We start from the raw sequence: 16,662 nt of genomic DNA, 5'->3' as shown, positions 1-16,662 counted from the left end.
GCCGCAACCGGCTGACATTGCGCACGCCATGCCACCCACAAAAACGATCGGTTTCATTTCTCCGTCAATAACAACAACTGGAGACTTACATGTCCGTACAACCGGTAAAAATCGACGACCTGCCCATCGGGCGCTTTCACATCAAAATCGCCGGCCTGACGTTCGGCGCGCATTTCACTGACGGCTACATCCTCGGCCTGATCGGCATCGCGTTCACCTTGCTGAGCCCGCAGATGCAGCTGGATGCATTCTGGCAGGGCCTGATCGGTGCCTCCGCGCTGATTGGCCTGTTCCTCGGCAGTCTGTTTTTCGGCTGGATCTCCGACAAGGTCGGCCGGCAAAAAATCTTCCTGGTCAGCTTCGTGCTGATCACCATCGCTTCGGTGATGCAGTTCTACGCCGAAACGGCCATGGGCCTGTTTCTCTGTCGGGTGCTGATCGGCATTGGCCTGGGCGGTGACTTCAGTGTCGGCCACGCCATGCTCGCCGAGTTTTCACCAAAGAAACATCGCGGGGTATTGCTCGGTTCGTTCAGCGTGATCTGGACCTTCGGCTACGTCGCGGCCACTTTCGTCGGCACCGCCATGCTCAGTCTCGGTGACGACGCCTGGCGCTGGATGCTGGCTTCGTCGGCAATCCCGGCGGCGTTGATTCTGATCGCCCGCATCGGCACGCCGGAATCGCCGCGCTGGTTGGTCAATCAGGGGCGGATTGCCGAGGCGCGTGCCATCGTCAAGAAACACCTGGGCGACAACGTCGAACTCGACGAAACCCAATCCACCGAAACCCGTTCCGGCTACGCGGTGTTGTTCAGCCGTGAATACCGCAAGCGCACGGCGTTCAATTGCCTGTTCTTCGTGTGTATTGTGATGCCGTACTTCGCCATTTACACCTTCCTGCCGTCGATTCTGCAGAAGATGGGGTTGGCAGAAGGTTTTGGAACGGAGCTGATGCTCAACATGCTGCTGATCCTCGGCGCGCTGATCGGGATCTGGTGCACGGTGAAGTTTTCGCGGCGTGGCTTCCTGATCAACTCGTTCATCATTCTGGCGGTCGCGTTGTTTCTGCTGGCGGTACTGCCAAGCAGCGCGGCGTTCTTGATGGTGTTGGTGTTTGGTCTGTTCACGTTGGTGTTGTCGGCGGTGAGCAATCTGGTGGGGGTGTTTCCGGCCGAGAGCTTTCCAACGGAAGTGCGTGCCAGCGGGATCGGCCTGGCCACGGCGGTGAGTCGCTTGGGTTCGGCGGTCAGTACCTTCCTGTTACCGGTGAGCGTGGCGGGGATCGGTTTGAGCCCGACCATGGGCATCCTGGCGGCGATCCTGGCGTTGGGCGCGTTGCTGTCCTGGGCCTGGGCGCCGGAGACTAAATCCTTGACGCTGAGCCAGGCGTGCAAGGCGCAGAGCCCGGTGGAGGATGGTTCGACGGTGGCGGTGAAGGTCACTGCCCCGGTTTAAAGCGCTGTCGAAAAACCTGTGGGAGCGGGCTTGCCCGCGATGGCGTCGGCACAATCGCTATCAATGTGCCTGAAAAATTGCTATCGCGGGCAAGCCCGCTCCCACAGGGACTTCAGCGTTTCAGGGATTGCTGACCAGGCCCAACCATTCGGTAAACAACCGCACCTTCGACAACCCCTGCTTGTCGTTCGCCACATCCAGCCAATAGCCATAAGGCCCGACCACCTCTACCGGGGTGATCGGCAGCAGGCTGCCATTGGCCAACTCCTTCTCAATCATCTGCCGGTCGATCACCGCCAATCCACCCCCTGCCAGCGCGGTATGGATCACCTGATCCAGCGTGCTGAATTCCAGCCCTTGCCCGGCATCGATATCTTCCCGGCCCATGGCCGCCAACCAGTTTTCCCAGACCTTCAAGCGCTTGCCGTCGTGCAGGATGTGCAGCAACGGAAACCGCCGCAGATCCGGTGGTTGCCCGTCGGCGAACAACTCCGGGCTGGCCACCGCGATGTGCCGTTCCATTACCAGCAATCGACTGCTGCAATGGCTGGCGGCTTCGAGGCCGAAGCGGATGTGGCAATCGATTTCCGCGAGGTTTTCGTGGCTGCTCTGGTTGGTCACGCTCAGGCTGATGTCCGGGTAGCGTTGGCAGAACACCCGCAGGTGCGCCGACAACCAGCGAGTCGCCCAGGTCGGCGGTGCGAGAATCCGCAGGCGCTGGCGCAGGTTAGGCACGCGCACCGCTTGCAGGGCGCGTTCCATATGGTCGAAGGCTTCCGCCAGTTGCGGGGAGAGGGCGGTGCCGGTCTCGGTCAGCGTCAAGCCCTGGGGCGTGCGCACGAACAGCGCCACACCGAGGTAGTCTTCGAGCTGCTTGATCTGGCGGCTCACCGCACCTTGGGTGACGTTCAGGCCCAACGCCGCCTGGCTGAAACTGCGATGCCGCGCGACCTCTTCGAAAACGCGCAGCATGTTGAGCGAGGGCAGTTGACGCATGGAAGTGGAGGCTCCGCACCTGACGCCGAAGTGGGGCAGGTTTATTGTTTTTGGCGAATGTTCTGTAGGGCGTATCTGACTCCTGTGGCAGGGGCGGATGCAAGTGTTGTTTGGGCTATAGCCTTCGCGGGCAAGCCTCGCTCCTACAGATTTATGGTGGTGCGCGAAACCCATAACCTGTAGGAGCGAGGCTTGCCCGCGAAGGCGTCCTCAAGGACGCCAAAAATCCCGGATCAGAAGTAATACCCGATGTTCATGTACAACTGATTCTCCCAATGATCCGTCCCGCCAGCCCCCAAGCTCTGGGTGTAGCTGCTACCGCCGATGTACGGATCATTCTTGCCATACAGCCATTCCGTGGCGATCCACAGTTTGTTCAACGAGAACGAGGTGCCCAGAATCATCCGTTCGGAGGTCTTGAACTCACTGGCGGATTTGTCGAAGGCGCTGTAGTTGACGTACAGCTTCACGCCGCTGATCTGATCGAACAGGTACTTGCCGGCGACGTCGTAGCTCAAGCCCGCCACGTACAGGTTGCCGCGGCTGGCAACGTTATACGTACCGTCGTAACCGCCGAGGGTCACCAGCTCGTCGGTGCCGGCGTTGCGCGGCGACATCTGTTGCCGCGCCGCTTGCAGTTGCACGCCCCACGGACCGTTCTTGCCCAGATAGTGCACGGCCACGGCGTTGCGACGACCGTCGTTGTCGGTGTCTTTGTTCTCCAGGGTCGAGGTCAGGCCGGAGATCCCGACTTCGGATTTCCACGGCCCCAGGTCCAGTGCCTTGGCCACGCGCAGCACCACGGTGTTGCGTTCCTGGTTATCGCTGCCGTCCGCCACGTAACTGTCGGCCCCCGACACCACGCTGGAATAGGTCACGCCTTTGCTGGTGCCTTTGCCTTGCCACGCCGGTCGCAAGTAGTAGCCGGCCTGGAGGTTCCAGTCGCCGCTTTGCTGGATGTACTTGGCGCCAATCTGTTGCACGTCTTCCAGGCCAATGACGTTGCCCAGGGTTTCGTAGAAGGTGCTGCCGAAGTGCGGCTGCAAACCGAACGGCACCGTGTTCAGGCCCACTTGCACCTGCTGGTCGGGGTTGAACTTGTAGCCGGCCCAGGCGAACTTGGCGAACTGGATATCGCCGTAATTCTTGGTGTACTGGTACGGATAAGAGCGTCCGTAGAAACGGTATTGCGCCTCGCCGATCCAGGTGTCGGAGTTGTACTTGGCGCTGAGGAACACCGTGTCCAGGCCGAACTTCTGGATGTCGCGGTCCGGGTCGTAATCCCAACGCGCACGGACGGCGCCGCCGAGGTCGAGGTTGTCGGTGACTTGAACGGCCATGGCCGGTGCCGCGAAGGCGCCGAGCACGGGGATCAATGCGATGGAACGGATAGCGCGAGGGGTGGTGGTGCGCACAGTCTTACTCCGGATTTCTGATTATTATTGGCAACAGCAACCCCGGCCGCAGCGAACGCTGCAGCGTAGGGAAAAGGGTTTTCAGATCAGAGGGCTTATGGTCGGATCAGCCTCAATGCAGGCGCGACGGCAGGCGTGACCGGTATCGCCGAAGCTCCGGGGGCCGCCGCCAGCAGCGTTTGGGTATAGCTGTTTTGCGGACGCAACAGCACCTGTTCAGCAGTGCCGTACTCGACGACTTCGCCTTGGCGCATGACCGCGATGTAGTCACTGATCTGTGCCGCCACCCGCAAGTCGTGGGTGATGAACAAAATGCTCAGGTTCAGTCGCTGTTGCAGTTCGGCCAGCAACTCCAGCACCTGCTTCTGCACCGAAACATCCAGCGCCGAGACGCTTTCATCGGCGATCAGCACTTCGGGGCGCATCGCCAGCGCCCGGGCAATGCCGATGCGCTGGCGCTGGCCACCGGAAAACTGCCGCGGTTTGCGCTTGAGGGCGTCGCGTTTGAGCCCGACCTGCTCCAGCAAGTCGCCGGCCTCGGTCCACGCATCCTTGGCCGACAACCCACGTAGCTGCGCGGCGCGGGCGATGATGTCGCCGACCCGATGGCGCGGATTGAGCGAGCCGTAAGGGTCCTGGAAAATCATCTGGATCCGCCGCCGATTGGCCGCCAGCGCCGAACCGCGCAAGGCCAGAAAATCCGTGTCACCGACCCAGACATGACCGCTGTCACTGTCCACCAGCCGAATCGCGGCTTTGACCAAGGTGCTTTTGCCGGAGCCGGACTCACCGACAATGGCCAGGGTTTTGCCCCGTGGCAGTTGCAGCGACACATCCTTGAGCGCCGCCACCGAGCGGCCGCCGACGTTGTAGGTCTTGGTCAAATGTTCGATGCGCAGCGCCAGTTCGCCGTCGGCGCTGGGCACGTGCAGTTCCGGGTGCAGAGCCGGCACCGCCGCGATCAATTTGCGGGTGTAGGGGTGTTCAGGCGCATGCAGCACCTGGTCGCGCTCACCGATTTCCACCAGCCTGCCACCTTCCATCACCGCGATGCGGTCAGCGATTTCCGCGACCACGCCAAAGTCGTGGGTAATGAACAGAATCCCGTGCTGGCCACGCCCGCGCAGCTCGCGCACCAGCTTCAATACTTGCGCTTGAGTGGTGACGTCGAGGGCGGTGGTCGGTTCGTCGGCGATCAACAGGTCCGGGTTCATCGCCAGGGCCATGGCGATCACCACGCGCTGGCATTGGCCACCCGACAGTTGGTGGGGAAAGCTGTTGGCGATCCGTGGCGGGTCGGGCAAATGGGTCGAATCGAGCAGCGCGAGCATGCGTTCACGGCGTTCGGCGGCGGGCATCTGCGGTGCATGAATGTCGAAGATTTCCTCGACTTGCTGGCCGATGCGGATGGCCGGATTGAGCGCGGCCATGGGCTCCTGGAAAATCATCGCGATGCGGTTGCCGCGGAGCTGGCGCAGGGCGTTTTCTGGCATTCGGCAGATGTCGTCGCCGAGAAAGTCGATCACGCCTTCACTGTGCCGCAGGCCTTTGGCGTAGTCGCCCATGATGGCCGCCGACAGTACCGACTTGCCGGAACCGGACTCGCCGATTACGCAGAGGATTTCGCCTTTGCGCACATCGAGGCTGATGCCTTGCACGGCATGGCTGCGGTCGGCGCCGGCGGGCAGTTCGATGGAGAGGTTCTCCACGCGCAGCACTTGTTGCAGGTTCTGTTGTGGGTTCATGCTCAACTCCTTGTGCCTTTCTGGGCGTGTTCGTCCAGACCGTCCGCCAACAGGCTCAGGCCCAGCATCAGGGTGGAGATGGCAATGCACGGGAAGATCACCAGGTGCGGGAAAGCGACGGCCATGCTGCGGCCTTCGTTGATCATGCCGCCCCAGTCCGGGGTCGGCGGTGGCAGGCCGAGGCCGAGAAAACCGAGGGCGCCGATCATGATCGCGGTGTAGCCGATGCGCAGGCAGAAATCGACGATCAGCGGCCCGCCGCAGTTGGGCAGGATTTCCACCAACATGATCCGCAGCGACCCTTCGCCCTGGGTAATGGCGCTGAGCACGTAATCCCGGGAGCGGATGTCGATGGTCAGTGCGCGCATGATGCGGAAGATCGCCGGAGCGCTGGTGAAGGTCACCGCAATCAGGATGTTCAGCGCCGAAGCCCCGAGGGCGATGATGATCACGATGTACAACACCAACACCGGGAACGACAGCACGGTGTCGGCAACATAGGACAGCAGGGCGTCGACCCGGCCACTGAAGTAACCGGCGCACAGGCCCATGGCGATGCCCACGGCGAACGCGGTCAATGTCGCGAGCACCGACCATAACAGCACGGTGCGCGTGCCCCAGATCAGCCGCGAAAGAATGTCCCGGCCGATCATGTCGGTGCCCAGCAAAAAGCTCAGGCCATTGCCGTCGTCGGTCATCGGTGTCAGCAGCGGGGTGAAGCTTTCCAGTGGATCGTGGGGCGCCAGCCAGGGCGCGAACAGCGCCAGCAGCACCCAGCCACCGACCAGCAGCAGGCCGAGCAATGCCAAGGGATGTTTGAACGAGTGCAGGAAGCTCATTGGCCACCTCCGCCAAGACTGCGCAAGGTGATGCGCGGGTTGAGCCAGGTGTAGGCCAGGTCCGAGAAGATTTTGGTCGCGCCGACCACCACGCCACTGATCATGGCGCAGGCTTCAATCAGGTAGACGTCATGGTTCAGCGAGGCGGTGTACAGCAGCGAGCCGAAGCCTTTGTAGGCGAAGAACACTTCGACCACGATCACGTTCGACAGCAGCCACGGGATGTACAGCATGATTACGGTAATAGGGGCGATCAGCACATTGCGCAGGGCATGCCGCAGGACGATGCGCGACGTCGACGCGCCTTTGAGGCGGGCAGTGCGGATGTACGGCGCCTGCATTACTTCGATCATCGAGGCGCGGGTAATCCGCGCCAGATAGCCAATGCCGAACAGGCACAGCACCATCAGTGGCAGCGCCAATTCAGCGGCGCTGAAGCCGTCGCTCATGCTGCTCACGCCCGGCAGCCAGTTGAGCCAGAAGACGAAAATTGCCGAGACGAACACCGCACTGGCGAAGTCCGGAATCGACGTGGTGACGATCGACAGAAACGACACCAACCGGTCCAGCGCCGAACCCTGACGGATGCCCGCCAGAATGCCCAGCGTCAGTGCCACCGGCACCATCACCAGCAGCGCCAGCCCAGCGAGGATCAGGGTTTGCCCAAGGTTGGGTAGCAACAGGTCGATCACCGGCTCACGAAAGTGCACCGACGTGCCCCAGTCGCCACAGAGAAAATCCTTGAGCCACACCAGGTAGCGCCACAGGAAGGGTTGGTTGTAGCCATGTTCCACCAGCCACGCGGCGCGCTGGTCGGCGGCAGAGTAGGGGCCGAGGACGTTGATCGCCACGTCCTCGATGTTCAGTTCGAGGGCTGCGAACACGATCAGTGACACCGACAACAGGGTCGCTATCAACGCCAGTAATTTGCGCAACAGAAATTCAGCCATGCTTGCACGCTCCGGCTATTCAAGGGAGGCCGGCCCGCCGCACCCGCAGGTGTGGCGAGCGGTTGTGGGGCTGTGCGTCAGGCGCTCAGCCAGACCTCATCCATCGGGTAGAAGTGCGAAGGGTGGACCTTGAAGCCCTGGACCTTTTTGCTGGTGGCGGTGAAGTTGTCTCCCCAGAACGGCTGCACCATGACGCAGGCGTCTTGCAGGATCCGCTCGACTGCTTCCATGGCCACGGCCCGCTGTTTCGGGTCGACGATGCCCATGGCCTTGTCCAGCGCGGCGTCGAACGCCGGGTCGCTGTAGTGGCTTTCGTTCCAGGCCGCACCGCTGCGGTAGGCCAGTTCCAGGGACATCACGCCCAGCGGGCGGTGGGCCCAATACGTCAGGCTGAACGCTGCCTTGTTCCAGATCGGCCAGTATTGGGTGGCCGGGATCACTTTGAGGTTGATGCGGATGCCGGCTTCGGCGCAGTTCTGTTGCAGGATCTGCGCGCAGTCCTGTTCGTAGCGGCCTTGGGTGTTACCGACGATCAGGTCGATGTCGATCCCGTTCGGATAACCTGCTTCGGCGAGGAGCTTCTTCGCCTCCGCCACGTCCCGGACGCGTTTGGGCAGCGCAACGTATTCCGGGTGCGACGGGGCGACGTGATGGTCTTCGCCGAGTGTGCCCATGCCGCGATAGGCGATCTTCAGCATCTGTGCGTTATCGGCGCAGAGCACCACCGCTTTACGAATGCGCAGGTCGTCGAACGGTTTCTGGTCGCAGGCCATGCGCATGACGACGGTCTGAGCCGATTTGCAGGTCAGTAATTGCGCGCCTGGCAGACGCTTGGCCAGGTCCAGCTCGGCCACGGTCACCCGGTACAACACGTCCACTTGCCCGGCCTGCAAGGCCGCCAGATGCGAGGAAATGTCGGTGCCCATGTCGACGTAGCGCAACTCGTCGAGGTTGGCCGGTTTGCGCCAGTAATCGGCGCGCTTGGCGAAGGTCGCCTGCTTGTTGACGGCAAACGATACGAGCTTGAACGGACCGGTGCAGAGGGGGTTTTTCGCCCAGTCATCACCGGCCTTGAAGCTGCGGTGAACGATGGCGCAGGTGAAGGCGTTGAGCATTTCCGGGATTGCCAGGATCGGCCGTTTGAGCACCAGGCGGAACTGGAAGTCATTGATTTTTTCGAAGGCGCTGATGTCCTGGAACGCGGTGCGGTTGACCGACTTGGAGTCGGCGGCAATCCAGCGTTGAATGTTGTGCTGCACGTCGTCGACGTTGAACGTGTCGCCGTTGCTCCACTTCACGTCCTGACGCAGGTTGAACGTCCAGGTCTTGAGGTCCTCGGACGGGCTCCAGCTTTCGGCCAGGTACGGGTGTGTGATGTTGTCGGCGTCGACCCAGGTCAGGAATTCCAGGGAGTTGCGCAACAGGTTCGAGGCTTCGATCCAGGTGATCAGCATCGGGTCCTGGATTTCCTGGATGGCACAGGCAAAACGCAGGCTACCGCCCTGGCGCGGTGCGACGGCATCGTCTGCGCGGGCTGAATTGCCGAGCAGGGCGGAACCGAGAAAGGTGCTGGCGCTGGCCACGGTGACGCCTAACAGGGCGGCGGTGCGCAGGAATTGTCGACGATTGATCTCGCCACTTTTGACTTGAATGCACAGGTCGTTGACTGCTGGGTGCGGCAGGGCGCCGTCCAGAGTTGTTAGCTCGTCGAGATGGGGCATGGGGCAGCTCTCATGTTGTTTTTATTTGAGATGGCCGCAGTTTTGTCATCGGCGCAAAGATCGACAAACGATAAATTCAACGCGCAAACGTTCGATAAATGCATGTTACTGAGCGAGTGGATCGCGGGTGCTTGAACTAGACGGTCAGATAGCCCCCTGTAGGAGCGAGCTTGCTCGCGATGGCGGTGGGACATTCGACAAAAATGTTGCCTGACACGGCGCCTTCGCGAGCAAGCCCGCTCCCACATAAAGCAACCCGGCGTGAAGCCGGAATCGTCCTACACAACACATAAATGCATGTTACTCAGGAAATTTCCCACAAGGCATGGGATGCTTTACACCTCGCCAGCCTCCCACGAGTGAGCTTAATGAAACGCAAAATGCCCGCGCTCAATGCGCTCAAGGCCTTCGAAGTGGCCGGCAGCACTGGCAGCTTTACCCGGGCCGCCGAGCTGCTCAATGTGACTCAGAGTGCGGTCAGCCGGCAGGTGCGTCAGCTCGAAGAACAGCTGGGCGAGAACCTCCTGGAACGGCGTCATCACCATCTCGAACTGACCAGCGCCGGGCGAATTCTGCTGCGCGCGCTGCATCAGTCCTTCGACAAGATCGAGCTGACGGTGCGCAGCATCCAGCAGAAAACCCATTCCAATCGGCTGCACATCAATGCGCCGCCGACCTTCACCAATCGCTGGTTGATGCCGCGTCTGGGGCGCCTGCGGGAGAAGCATCCGGAGCTGGAACTGAGCATCACCACGCGTCTACAGGACAGCCTGGCGGAAACCAGTACGCTGGACTGCGCGATCCGTTTTGGCGACGGCGAATGGGATGGTCTGGACAGCTCGCTGCTGATCCAGGAACGGCACATCGCCGTGTGCGCGCCGTCCTTGTATGCGCGGGAGTGGAGCGAGCGGGGCATCGACCTCAATCGCCTGACGCTGCTGCATGTATTGGCCCGGGAGGACCAGCGCTACCTGACCTGGAAACACTGGCTGGACGCCGCACGCATCACCGGTGTCGACACCCAGGGGGGTTATGAATTCGACCTGCTGGACCTGGCCATCCGCGCGGCCATCGACGGCTTGGGGATCACCATTGCCGACTGGCACATGGTCGCCTCGGAACTGGCCAGCGGGCAGCTGACCCAAGTGCTGAACGTGCATGTGGAAGGACATCAATCGTATTGGCTGGTGACCCGGCCGGAACAGACGCAGATGCCGCAATTGCAGGTGTTCAGCCAGTGGTTGCAGGAGGAAATCTGGTTGGCGCAACGGCAGCTAGAACCCTCCACCGCCGCCGTCTAATCCCCACACAAACCCTGTAGGAGCGAGGCTTGCCCGCGAAGGCGGTGTATCAATCAACATTGAAGTCGACTGATACACCGCCTTCGCGGGCAAGTCGGGTCGCCGCATCGCTCGCTCCTACAGGGGAAATTGTTGTTTGGGGTAATGTGCATTTTTCGAATGTTTAGCCGCGCAATAAATCGTTTGTTCAACCCGCTCAGGATGCCAAGACTGCTCGAACTGGATAAAAACAACGATGGGCGATTCACATGCGACTCGAGCGAAATTTTGTTAACGGTCACTTCATTGAGCCTGCCAGCGACGCGCTGATCGCAGTCTACAACCCGGCGACTGAAGCCCTGGTTGGCCACGTTTCGGCGGCCAGCAGCGCTGAAGCCACCGCTGCCGTAGACGCTGCCGCCGCCGCCCAGAAAACCTGGGGCAAACTCACCAGCATCGAACGCGCCGAACACCTGCGCTCGTTTGCCGATGCCCTTGAGGCCTGCGCCAAAAACATCGGTGAGGCCCTGGCTGCGGAGTCCGGCAAAAGTGTCAGCGACGCCAGCAACGAAGCCCGTTACGCCGCGCAGATCACCCGCTACCACGCCGAGTGGGCGCGCCGTATCGAAGGCGAGATCATTCCCAGCGACACCCCGGACGAAAACCTGTTCCTGCACCGCGAAGCGATTGGCGTGGTGGCGTGCCTGATTCCGTTCAACTACCCGGTTTACACCTTGCTGCGCAAAATCGCCCCGGCGTTGATTGCCGGCAACACGGTGGTGGTGCGTCCGAGCAACAACACGCCGACCTCGGCCTTCGAAATCGCCAAGGCCGTCCGGCAATCCGGCTTGCCGGCCGGTGTGGTCAACATCCTGACCATGGACCACGCCACCGCCGCCGCCGTTTGCACGCACAAGGCCGTCGGTTTGATCACCTTGACCGGCAGCGTCAACGCCGGGCGCATCGTGCTTGATTACTGCAAGGCCAACATCGCCAAGCCTTCCCTGGAACTGGGCGGTAAAACCCCGGCGATCATCGAAGCCGACGCCGATCTTGAAGCCGCCGCCAGCGCGATCGTGGCCTCCAAGACCACCCACTGCGGCCAGTTATGCACGGCAGTGGAGCGGGTCTACGTGCAGGAAGGCGTCTACGACCAATTCCTCGCGCTGCTCAAAGCCAAGATCAGCGCGGTGAAGTTCGGCGACCGCGCCACCGACGCCAGCCTGATGGGCCCGTTGGTCAACGCCAGTTCGCAACAGAACATCCACGCCATGGTCGAGCGCGCCATCGCCGACGGTGCTGTACTGGAAACAGGCGGTTTTATCCCGCAAGGCAACGGTCATTTCTACCCGCCGACCCTGCTCAGCGGCTGCCGCCAGGACATGGAAATCATCCAGGAAGAAATCTTCGGCCCGGTGCTGCCGGTGCTCAAGTACCGCGACATCGACGAAGCACTGGCCATGGCCAACGATCATCAGTTCGGCCTGTCGTCGGTGCTGTACACCGAGAACTACCGCACCACGATGAAAGTCGCCAACGCCATCGAGGCTGGCGAGTTGTACGTCAACCGCACTCCGGCCGACCCGTACCAGGGCTTCCACGCCGGCTGGAAACGTTCGGGCCTGGGCGGCGATGACGGCAAGCACGGCATGCTCGAATTCACCCAGACGCGGCTGGTGGTCATGAAGTACTGATCCGCCCGCAACACCGATCAGTTTAGGGAGAACCGGATGTGTAGGAGCCAGGCTTGCCGGCGAAGGCGGCCTTGAAAACGCCTTCGCCGGCAAGCCTGGCACCTACACAACGCGGTTCTTCACGTTAAGTGATCGGCACTAGCTTCACGCCACACCCATAAAAACAATTATTTGGGGCGCCCGGACCACCGGGCTGCCCGAGGTCACATTGATGTCCAAGCCTGCAACCACTGTTGCCGCTGTTCAGGGTTCGAACGCGGGTTCAAAAAGCCACAGTGACAAGGGAAGTCGCTACATCCAGTTGATGCTGCTGGTGCTGGCCGCCGGTGCGATTTACCCGATCCTCTACCTGCGGCAGGTCTACCAGACCACCATGCTCGACGTGTTCCAGATCAACCACAGCGAGCTGGGTTATCTGTACTCGATGCTTGGTACGATTTTCCTCCTCAGCTACCTGCCGAGTGGCTGGCTGGCTGACCGCATCGCCCCGCGTTTCCTGATCTTCTTTTCGCTGGTCGCCACCGGTGCCTTGGGCCTTTGGTACTCCACCGCGCCATCGATGACCGGCCTGATGATCATCTTCGGTTGCTGGGGCCTGACCACCGGCTTGACGTTCTGGGCCTCGGTGCTCAAGCGCGTGAAAATGATCGCTCACCACACCGAGCAGGGCCGCTTCTTCGGCATTCTCGACGGTGGTCGTGGCTTGGTCGAAGCCTTGCTGGCAACCGTGGCCCTGGGCCTGTTCGCTTTCGCCACTGAAACCCGTGGCGAGTCGGCGGCCGAAGGTTTCAAACACGTGGTTTACCTGTACGCGTTTACCTGTATCGCCATCGGCTGTGTGCTGGTGTTGATCAAGGACCCGAAGTCCATGGAAGACACGGCAGCGGTGGAGAAGGGCAAGTACAACCTGCTCAACGACCTGGCGACGTTGGTGAAAATCCCCGAACTGTGGCTGGTGACCGCCATCGTCTTCTGCGGTTATCACATCTTCTGGGCCACTTACAGTTTCTCCGATTACCTGCAGGGCGGCGGCATGACGGCGGTCATGGCCGGCACCATCACCACCATCAAGTTGTGGATGCGCCCCATCGGCGGCATCGGCGGCGGCTGGCTGGGTGACAAGTTCTCGAACATCTCGGTGCTGATCGTCGCGCTGTTGCTGGCGTCGCTGGCGATGGTCGGGCTTATCGTGTTCCCGGCACTCAATAGCATCGGCCTGCTGATCGGCACGGTGATTTTCATCGGCCTGATGACTTACGCCATTCGGGGCTTGTACTGGGCGATCCTCGACACCTGCAACATTCCCCTGCGCATCACCGGGCTGGCGATCGGCATTGTGTCGGTGGTCGGTTACCTGCCGGATGCTTTTATTCCCTTGATCAACGGCTACCTCACCGAACATTTTCCCGGTGCCTTTGGTTACAAGCTGTATTTCGGCTACATCGCCTTCGTCGGCCTGCTCGGGACCCTCGCGGCCCTGACCTTGCGCGCACGTATCAATCGTCAATCTTTGAACAAAACAGGTGCCTGAGATGAAAATCGTCGCCCTTGAAACCCATATCGTTGCCGTACCGCCACCGCACATCGGCGGCATGTACTGGTTGTTCGTCAAGATCAAGACTGATTGCGGCATCGAAGGCGTAGGCGAAATCTACGCTGCGACCTTCGGCCCCAAAGCCATGCTGCCGATCATTGAAGACGTGTTCGAACGCTACCTGCTCAACCACGACCCGCACCACATCGAGCGTTTCTTCCGCCAGGCCTATTCGAGCGGTTTCACCCAGCGTCCGGACCTGACCATGATGGGCGTGGTCAGCGGCCTGGAAATGGCTTGCTGGGACATCATCGGCAAAGCGGCGAACAAACCGGTGTACGAGTTGCTGGGCGGCAAGGTCAACGAACGCCTGCGTTCCTACACCTACCTGTACCCGGTCAACAGCAAAGGCGAGTACGACTACGACGACCCGGACCTGGCCGCCGAGTGCGCCATCGAGAACATGAACAAAGGCTTCACCGCCGTGAAATTCGACCCGGCCGGCCCGTACACCGCGTACTCCGGGCACCAGATTTCGCTGGAAGTGCTGGAGCGCTGCGAAACCTTCTGCCGCAAGATCCGCGAAGCGGTGGGCGACAAGTGCGACTTGCTATTTGGCACCCACGGGCAAATGGTGCCGTCGTCGGCGATCCGCCTGGCCAAGCGCCTGGAGAAATACGATCCGCTGTGGTTTGAAGAGCCGGTGCCGCCGGGTCAGGAAGACGCCATGGCACAGGTCGCGGCCAAGACCTCGATTCCCATTGCCACCGGCGAGCGGCTGACCACCAAGTATGAATTCTTCAAGCTGTTGCAGGCGGGCGGGGCGTCGATCCTGCAGATGAACGTCGCGCGCTGTGGCGGTCTGCTGGAGGCGAAGAAGATCGCCAGCATGGCCGAAGCGTATTACGCGCAAATCGCGCCGCACTTGTACAACGGGCCGATTGGCGCGGCGGCGAGTTTCCAGTTGGCCACGTGTACGCCGAATTTCCTGATCCAGGAAAGCATCATGACCTGGGGCGGTTTCCACGCCGAAGTGCTGACCAAGCCGCTGCAATGGGAGGACGGCTACATCATTCCGTCCACCGAGCCGGGCCTGGGCGTGGAGCTGAACATGGACGTAGTGCGCAAGCATTCGCCGTACACCGGCGAACGCCTGCACCTGCAAATGGCGGCAACCCCGGCTGACGTCAAAGACACATCGCCAGCCAGGGGCTGACGAAAATGGCGCAATCCCTGTAGGAGCGAGGCTTGCCCGCGAAAGCGGTGGGTCAGTCAATTTCAATGTTGACTGACACGACGCCTTCGCGAGCAAGCTTCGCTCCTACAGGGGACGGCGCGGGTTTTATGAATAACGACTTACGCGGTAACCGTGCATGACTTACGACTACATCATCGCTGGCGCTGGCGCCGCAGGTTGCATCCTGGCCAATCGGCTCTCGGCGTCCGGGAAATACTCGGTATTGCTGTTGGAGGCGGGCGGCAAGGACAGTTCCCTGTGGTTCAGGATTCCGGTCGGCTTCGCCAAAATGTATTACAACCCGACCTTCAACTGGATGTACTACAGCCAGCCGCAAAAGCAGCTGAACAACCGTGAAATCTATGCCCCGCGCGGCAAGGTGCAAGGCGGTTCGGGGTCGATCAACGCGATGATCTACGTCCGTGGCCAGGCCCATGACTTCGACGACTGGGCAGCCAACGGCAACGACGGCTGGGGTTTCAAGGAAGTGCTGCCGTACTTCCGCAAACTGGAAAACCACCCGCTCGGGGACAGCGAATACCACGGCGGCAGCGGCCCGATCAGCATCACCCCGATGAAGGGCCAGACCCATCCGATCTGCGACGTGTTCCTCAAGGGCTGCGACGAACTCGGCTACCCGCACAGCGACGACTTCAACGGCCCGAAATTCGAAGGCTCTGGCATCTACGACGTCAACACCCGCAACGGCCAACGCTGCTCCAGCAGTTTTGCGCACCTGCACCCGGCATTGAGCCGGCCGAACCTGACGGTCGAACATTACGCCCTGGTGGATCGGGTGTTGTTTGATGATCAACAGCAACGTGCGACCGGGATTTCAGTCACCCAACACGGCGTGGTTCGAACCTTTACCGCAAACAAGGAAGTGATCCTCTGCGCCGGAGCCGTGGACACGCCGAAGATTCTGCAATTGTCCGGTGTGGCCGATAAGGCGCTGCTGGCCAAACACAACATCCCGCTGGTCAAACACCTGCCGGCGGTGGGGCAGAACCTGCAAGACCATTTGTGCGCCAGCTATTACTACAAGGCCAACATCGAGACGCTCAACGATCAGCTGAGTTCGCTGTTCGGCCAGTTCAAACTCGGTCTTAAATACCTGTTCACCCGCAAGGGCGCACTGGCGATGAGCGTCAACCAGGCCGGCGGTTTCTTCCGTGGCACCGAGCAGCAAGCCAATCCGAACCTGCAGTTGTACTTCAACCCGCTGTCGTACCAGATCCCGAAAAACAACAAGGCCAGCCTCAAGCCCGAACCGTATTCAGGTTTCCTGTTGTGCTTCAATCCGTGCCGTCCGACCAGTCGCGGGCACATCGAGATCGCCTCGAAAAATCCGCGGGACGCCGCGCTGATCGACCCCAATTACCTGAGCACGCAAAAGGACATCGACGAGGTCATCCAGGGCAGCCGCCTGATGCGCAAAATCATGCAGGCGCCTGCGCTGAAAAACATCACCGTCGAGGAAGTATTGCCAGGTCCGGTCGTCGAGACGGACGAGCAGATGCTGCAGTATTTCCGTGAAAACAGCGGTTCGATCTACCACCTGTGCGGTTCCTGCGCCATGGGCGCGGACGAGCGAAAGTCGGTGGTGGACAAGCGTTTGAAAGTCCATGGCCTGGGTGGTTTGCGCATCGTCGATGCGTCGATTTTCCCCAACGTGACCTCCGGTAATACCCATGCTGCGGTGCTGATGGTCGCGGAGAAGGGGGCCGACCTGATCCTGCAGGACGCCTGATTTCATCGCTGCCTGTATCAAAAATGAATTTCCGTCGAGTCCGCTGC

Annotated in this window: 12 protein-coding genes; 6 read left to right on the top strand and 6 right to left on the bottom strand. The window is 60.9% G+C overall.

The genetic code is table 11. From position 1 onward, the window contains the following. The first annotated feature begins 89 nt into the window (after nucleotides 1–89). Nucleotides 90–1,454, top strand: coding sequence for an MFS transporter (locus AEQ67_RS16210; protein ID WP_059404846.1), 1,365 nt, complete (start codon nucleotides 90–92; stop codon nucleotides 1,452–1,454). 120 nt (nucleotides 1,455–1,574) lie between these two features. On the opposite strand, the gene AEQ67_RS16205 is transcribed toward AEQ67_RS16210, so the two are convergent. The 6 genes from AEQ67_RS16205 to AEQ67_RS16180 all read right to left on the bottom strand — a co-directional run bounded on the left by AEQ67_RS16205 (nucleotide 1,575) and on the right by AEQ67_RS16180 (nucleotide 9,120). Continuing rightward, a complete protein-coding gene (locus tag AEQ67_RS16205; RefSeq protein ID WP_059404845.1) occupies nucleotides 1,575–2,450 on the bottom strand; it encodes a LysR substrate-binding domain-containing protein in 876 nt (291 codons plus the stop codon). Between the two features lie 233 nt (nucleotides 2,451–2,683). After that, complete coding sequence (locus AEQ67_RS16200; RefSeq protein ID WP_059404844.1) at nucleotides 2,684–3,865, bottom strand: hypothetical protein; 1,182 nt, start codon at nucleotides 3,863–3,865, stop codon at nucleotides 2,684–2,686. A 95-nt stretch (nucleotides 3,866–3,960) separates the two neighbouring features. Beyond that, complete coding sequence (locus AEQ67_RS16195) at nucleotides 3,961–5,610, bottom strand: dipeptide ABC transporter ATP-binding protein (RefSeq protein ID WP_059404843.1); 1,650 nt, start codon at nucleotides 5,608–5,610, stop codon at nucleotides 3,961–3,963. A gap of 2 nt (nucleotides 5,611–5,612) precedes the next feature. Next, nucleotides 5,613–6,449, bottom strand: coding sequence for an ABC transporter permease (locus tag AEQ67_RS16190; RefSeq protein ID WP_059404842.1), 837 nt, complete (start codon nucleotides 6,447–6,449; stop codon nucleotides 5,613–5,615). After that, nucleotides 6,446–7,399, bottom strand: coding sequence for an ABC transporter permease (locus tag AEQ67_RS16185; protein ID WP_059404841.1), 954 nt, complete (start codon nucleotides 7,397–7,399; stop codon nucleotides 6,446–6,448). Before AEQ67_RS16185 ends, AEQ67_RS16190 begins: the two co-directional genes overlap by 4 nt. A gap of 77 nt (nucleotides 7,400–7,476) precedes the next feature. Next, nucleotides 7,477–9,120 (bottom strand): ABC transporter substrate-binding protein, encoded by a 1,644-nt coding sequence (locus AEQ67_RS16180; RefSeq protein ID WP_059404840.1) that lies wholly within the window; start codon nucleotides 9,118–9,120, stop codon nucleotides 7,477–7,479. 368 nt (nucleotides 9,121–9,488) lie between these two features. Here AEQ67_RS16180 and AEQ67_RS16175 point away from each other — a divergent pair, with 368 nt between their 5' ends. From AEQ67_RS16175 to AEQ67_RS16155, 5 genes are all read left to right on the top strand, one after another. Continuing rightward, complete coding sequence (locus AEQ67_RS16175) at nucleotides 9,489–10,421, top strand: LysR substrate-binding domain-containing protein (RefSeq protein WP_059404839.1); 933 nt, start codon at nucleotides 9,489–9,491, stop codon at nucleotides 10,419–10,421. A gap of 248 nt (nucleotides 10,422–10,669) precedes the next feature. Continuing rightward, nucleotides 10,670–12,094, top strand: a complete 1,425-nt coding sequence (gene aldA, locus AEQ67_RS16170; RefSeq protein WP_059404838.1) for an aldehyde dehydrogenase — start codon at nucleotides 10,670–10,672, stop codon at nucleotides 12,092–12,094. A 211-nt stretch (nucleotides 12,095–12,305) separates the two neighbouring features. Then, nucleotides 12,306–13,625: an MFS transporter gene (locus tag AEQ67_RS16165; protein ID WP_059404837.1), complete on the top strand. Its 1,320-nt coding sequence runs from the start codon at nucleotides 12,306–12,308 to the stop codon at nucleotides 13,623–13,625. A 1-nt stretch (nucleotide 13,626) separates the two neighbouring features. Next, the gene (locus AEQ67_RS16160; RefSeq protein WP_059404836.1) at nucleotides 13,627–14,844 is read left to right on the top strand and encodes a mandelate racemase/muconate lactonizing enzyme family protein; all 1,218 of its coding nucleotides are present in this window, start codon (nucleotides 13,627–13,629) and stop codon (nucleotides 14,842–14,844) included. Nucleotides 14,845–15,001: 157 nt separating this feature from the next. Then, complete coding sequence (locus AEQ67_RS16155; RefSeq protein WP_059404835.1) at nucleotides 15,002–16,615, top strand: GMC family oxidoreductase; 1,614 nt, start codon at nucleotides 15,002–15,004, stop codon at nucleotides 16,613–16,615. Nucleotides 16,616–16,662 lie beyond the last annotated feature (47 nt).

This window comes from Pseudomonas sp. RIT-PI-q (assembly GCF_001297125.1).
Taxonomy (GTDB): Bacteria; Pseudomonadota; Gammaproteobacteria; order Pseudomonadales; family Pseudomonadaceae; genus Aquipseudomonas.
The sequence above is the reverse complement of the archived record's forward strand: the minus strand, read 5'-3'. Positions and strand labels throughout refer to the sequence as shown.

Excerpts from the sequence above, each read along its gene's own strand:
- AEQ67_RS16210 (WP_059404846.1), top strand. The coding sequence starts at position 90 with ATGTCCGTACAACCGGTAAAAATCGACGACCTGCCCATCGGGCGCTTT.
- AEQ67_RS16160 (WP_059404836.1), top strand. The coding sequence starts at position 13,627 with ATGAAAATCGTCGCCCTTGAAACCCATATCGTTGCCGTACCGCCACCG.
- AEQ67_RS16205 (WP_059404845.1), bottom strand. The coding sequence starts at position 2,450 with ATGCGTCAACTGCCCTCGCTCAACATGCTGCGCGTTTTCGAAGAGGTC.
- AEQ67_RS16180 (WP_059404840.1), bottom strand. The coding sequence starts at position 9,120 with ATGCCCCATCTCGACGAGCTAACAACTCTGGACGGCGCCCTGCCGCAC.
- AEQ67_RS16165 (WP_059404837.1), top strand. The coding sequence starts at position 12,306 with ATGTCCAAGCCTGCAACCACTGTTGCCGCTGTTCAGGGTTCGAACGCG.
- AEQ67_RS16175 (WP_059404839.1), top strand. The coding sequence starts at position 9,489 with ATGAAACGCAAAATGCCCGCGCTCAATGCGCTCAAGGCCTTCGAAGTG.
- AEQ67_RS16195 (WP_059404843.1), bottom strand. The coding sequence starts at position 5,610 with ATGAACCCACAACAGAACCTGCAACAAGTGCTGCGCGTGGAGAACCTC.
- AEQ67_RS16185 (WP_059404841.1), bottom strand. The coding sequence starts at position 7,399 with ATGGCTGAATTTCTGTTGCGCAAATTACTGGCGTTGATAGCGACCCTG.
- AEQ67_RS16190 (WP_059404842.1), bottom strand. The coding sequence starts at position 6,449 with ATGAGCTTCCTGCACTCGTTCAAACATCCCTTGGCATTGCTCGGCCTG.
- aldA (WP_059404838.1), top strand. The coding sequence starts at position 10,670 with ATGCGACTCGAGCGAAATTTTGTTAACGGTCACTTCATTGAGCCTGCC.
- AEQ67_RS16155 (WP_059404835.1), top strand. The coding sequence starts at position 15,002 with ATGACTTACGACTACATCATCGCTGGCGCTGGCGCCGCAGGTTGCATC.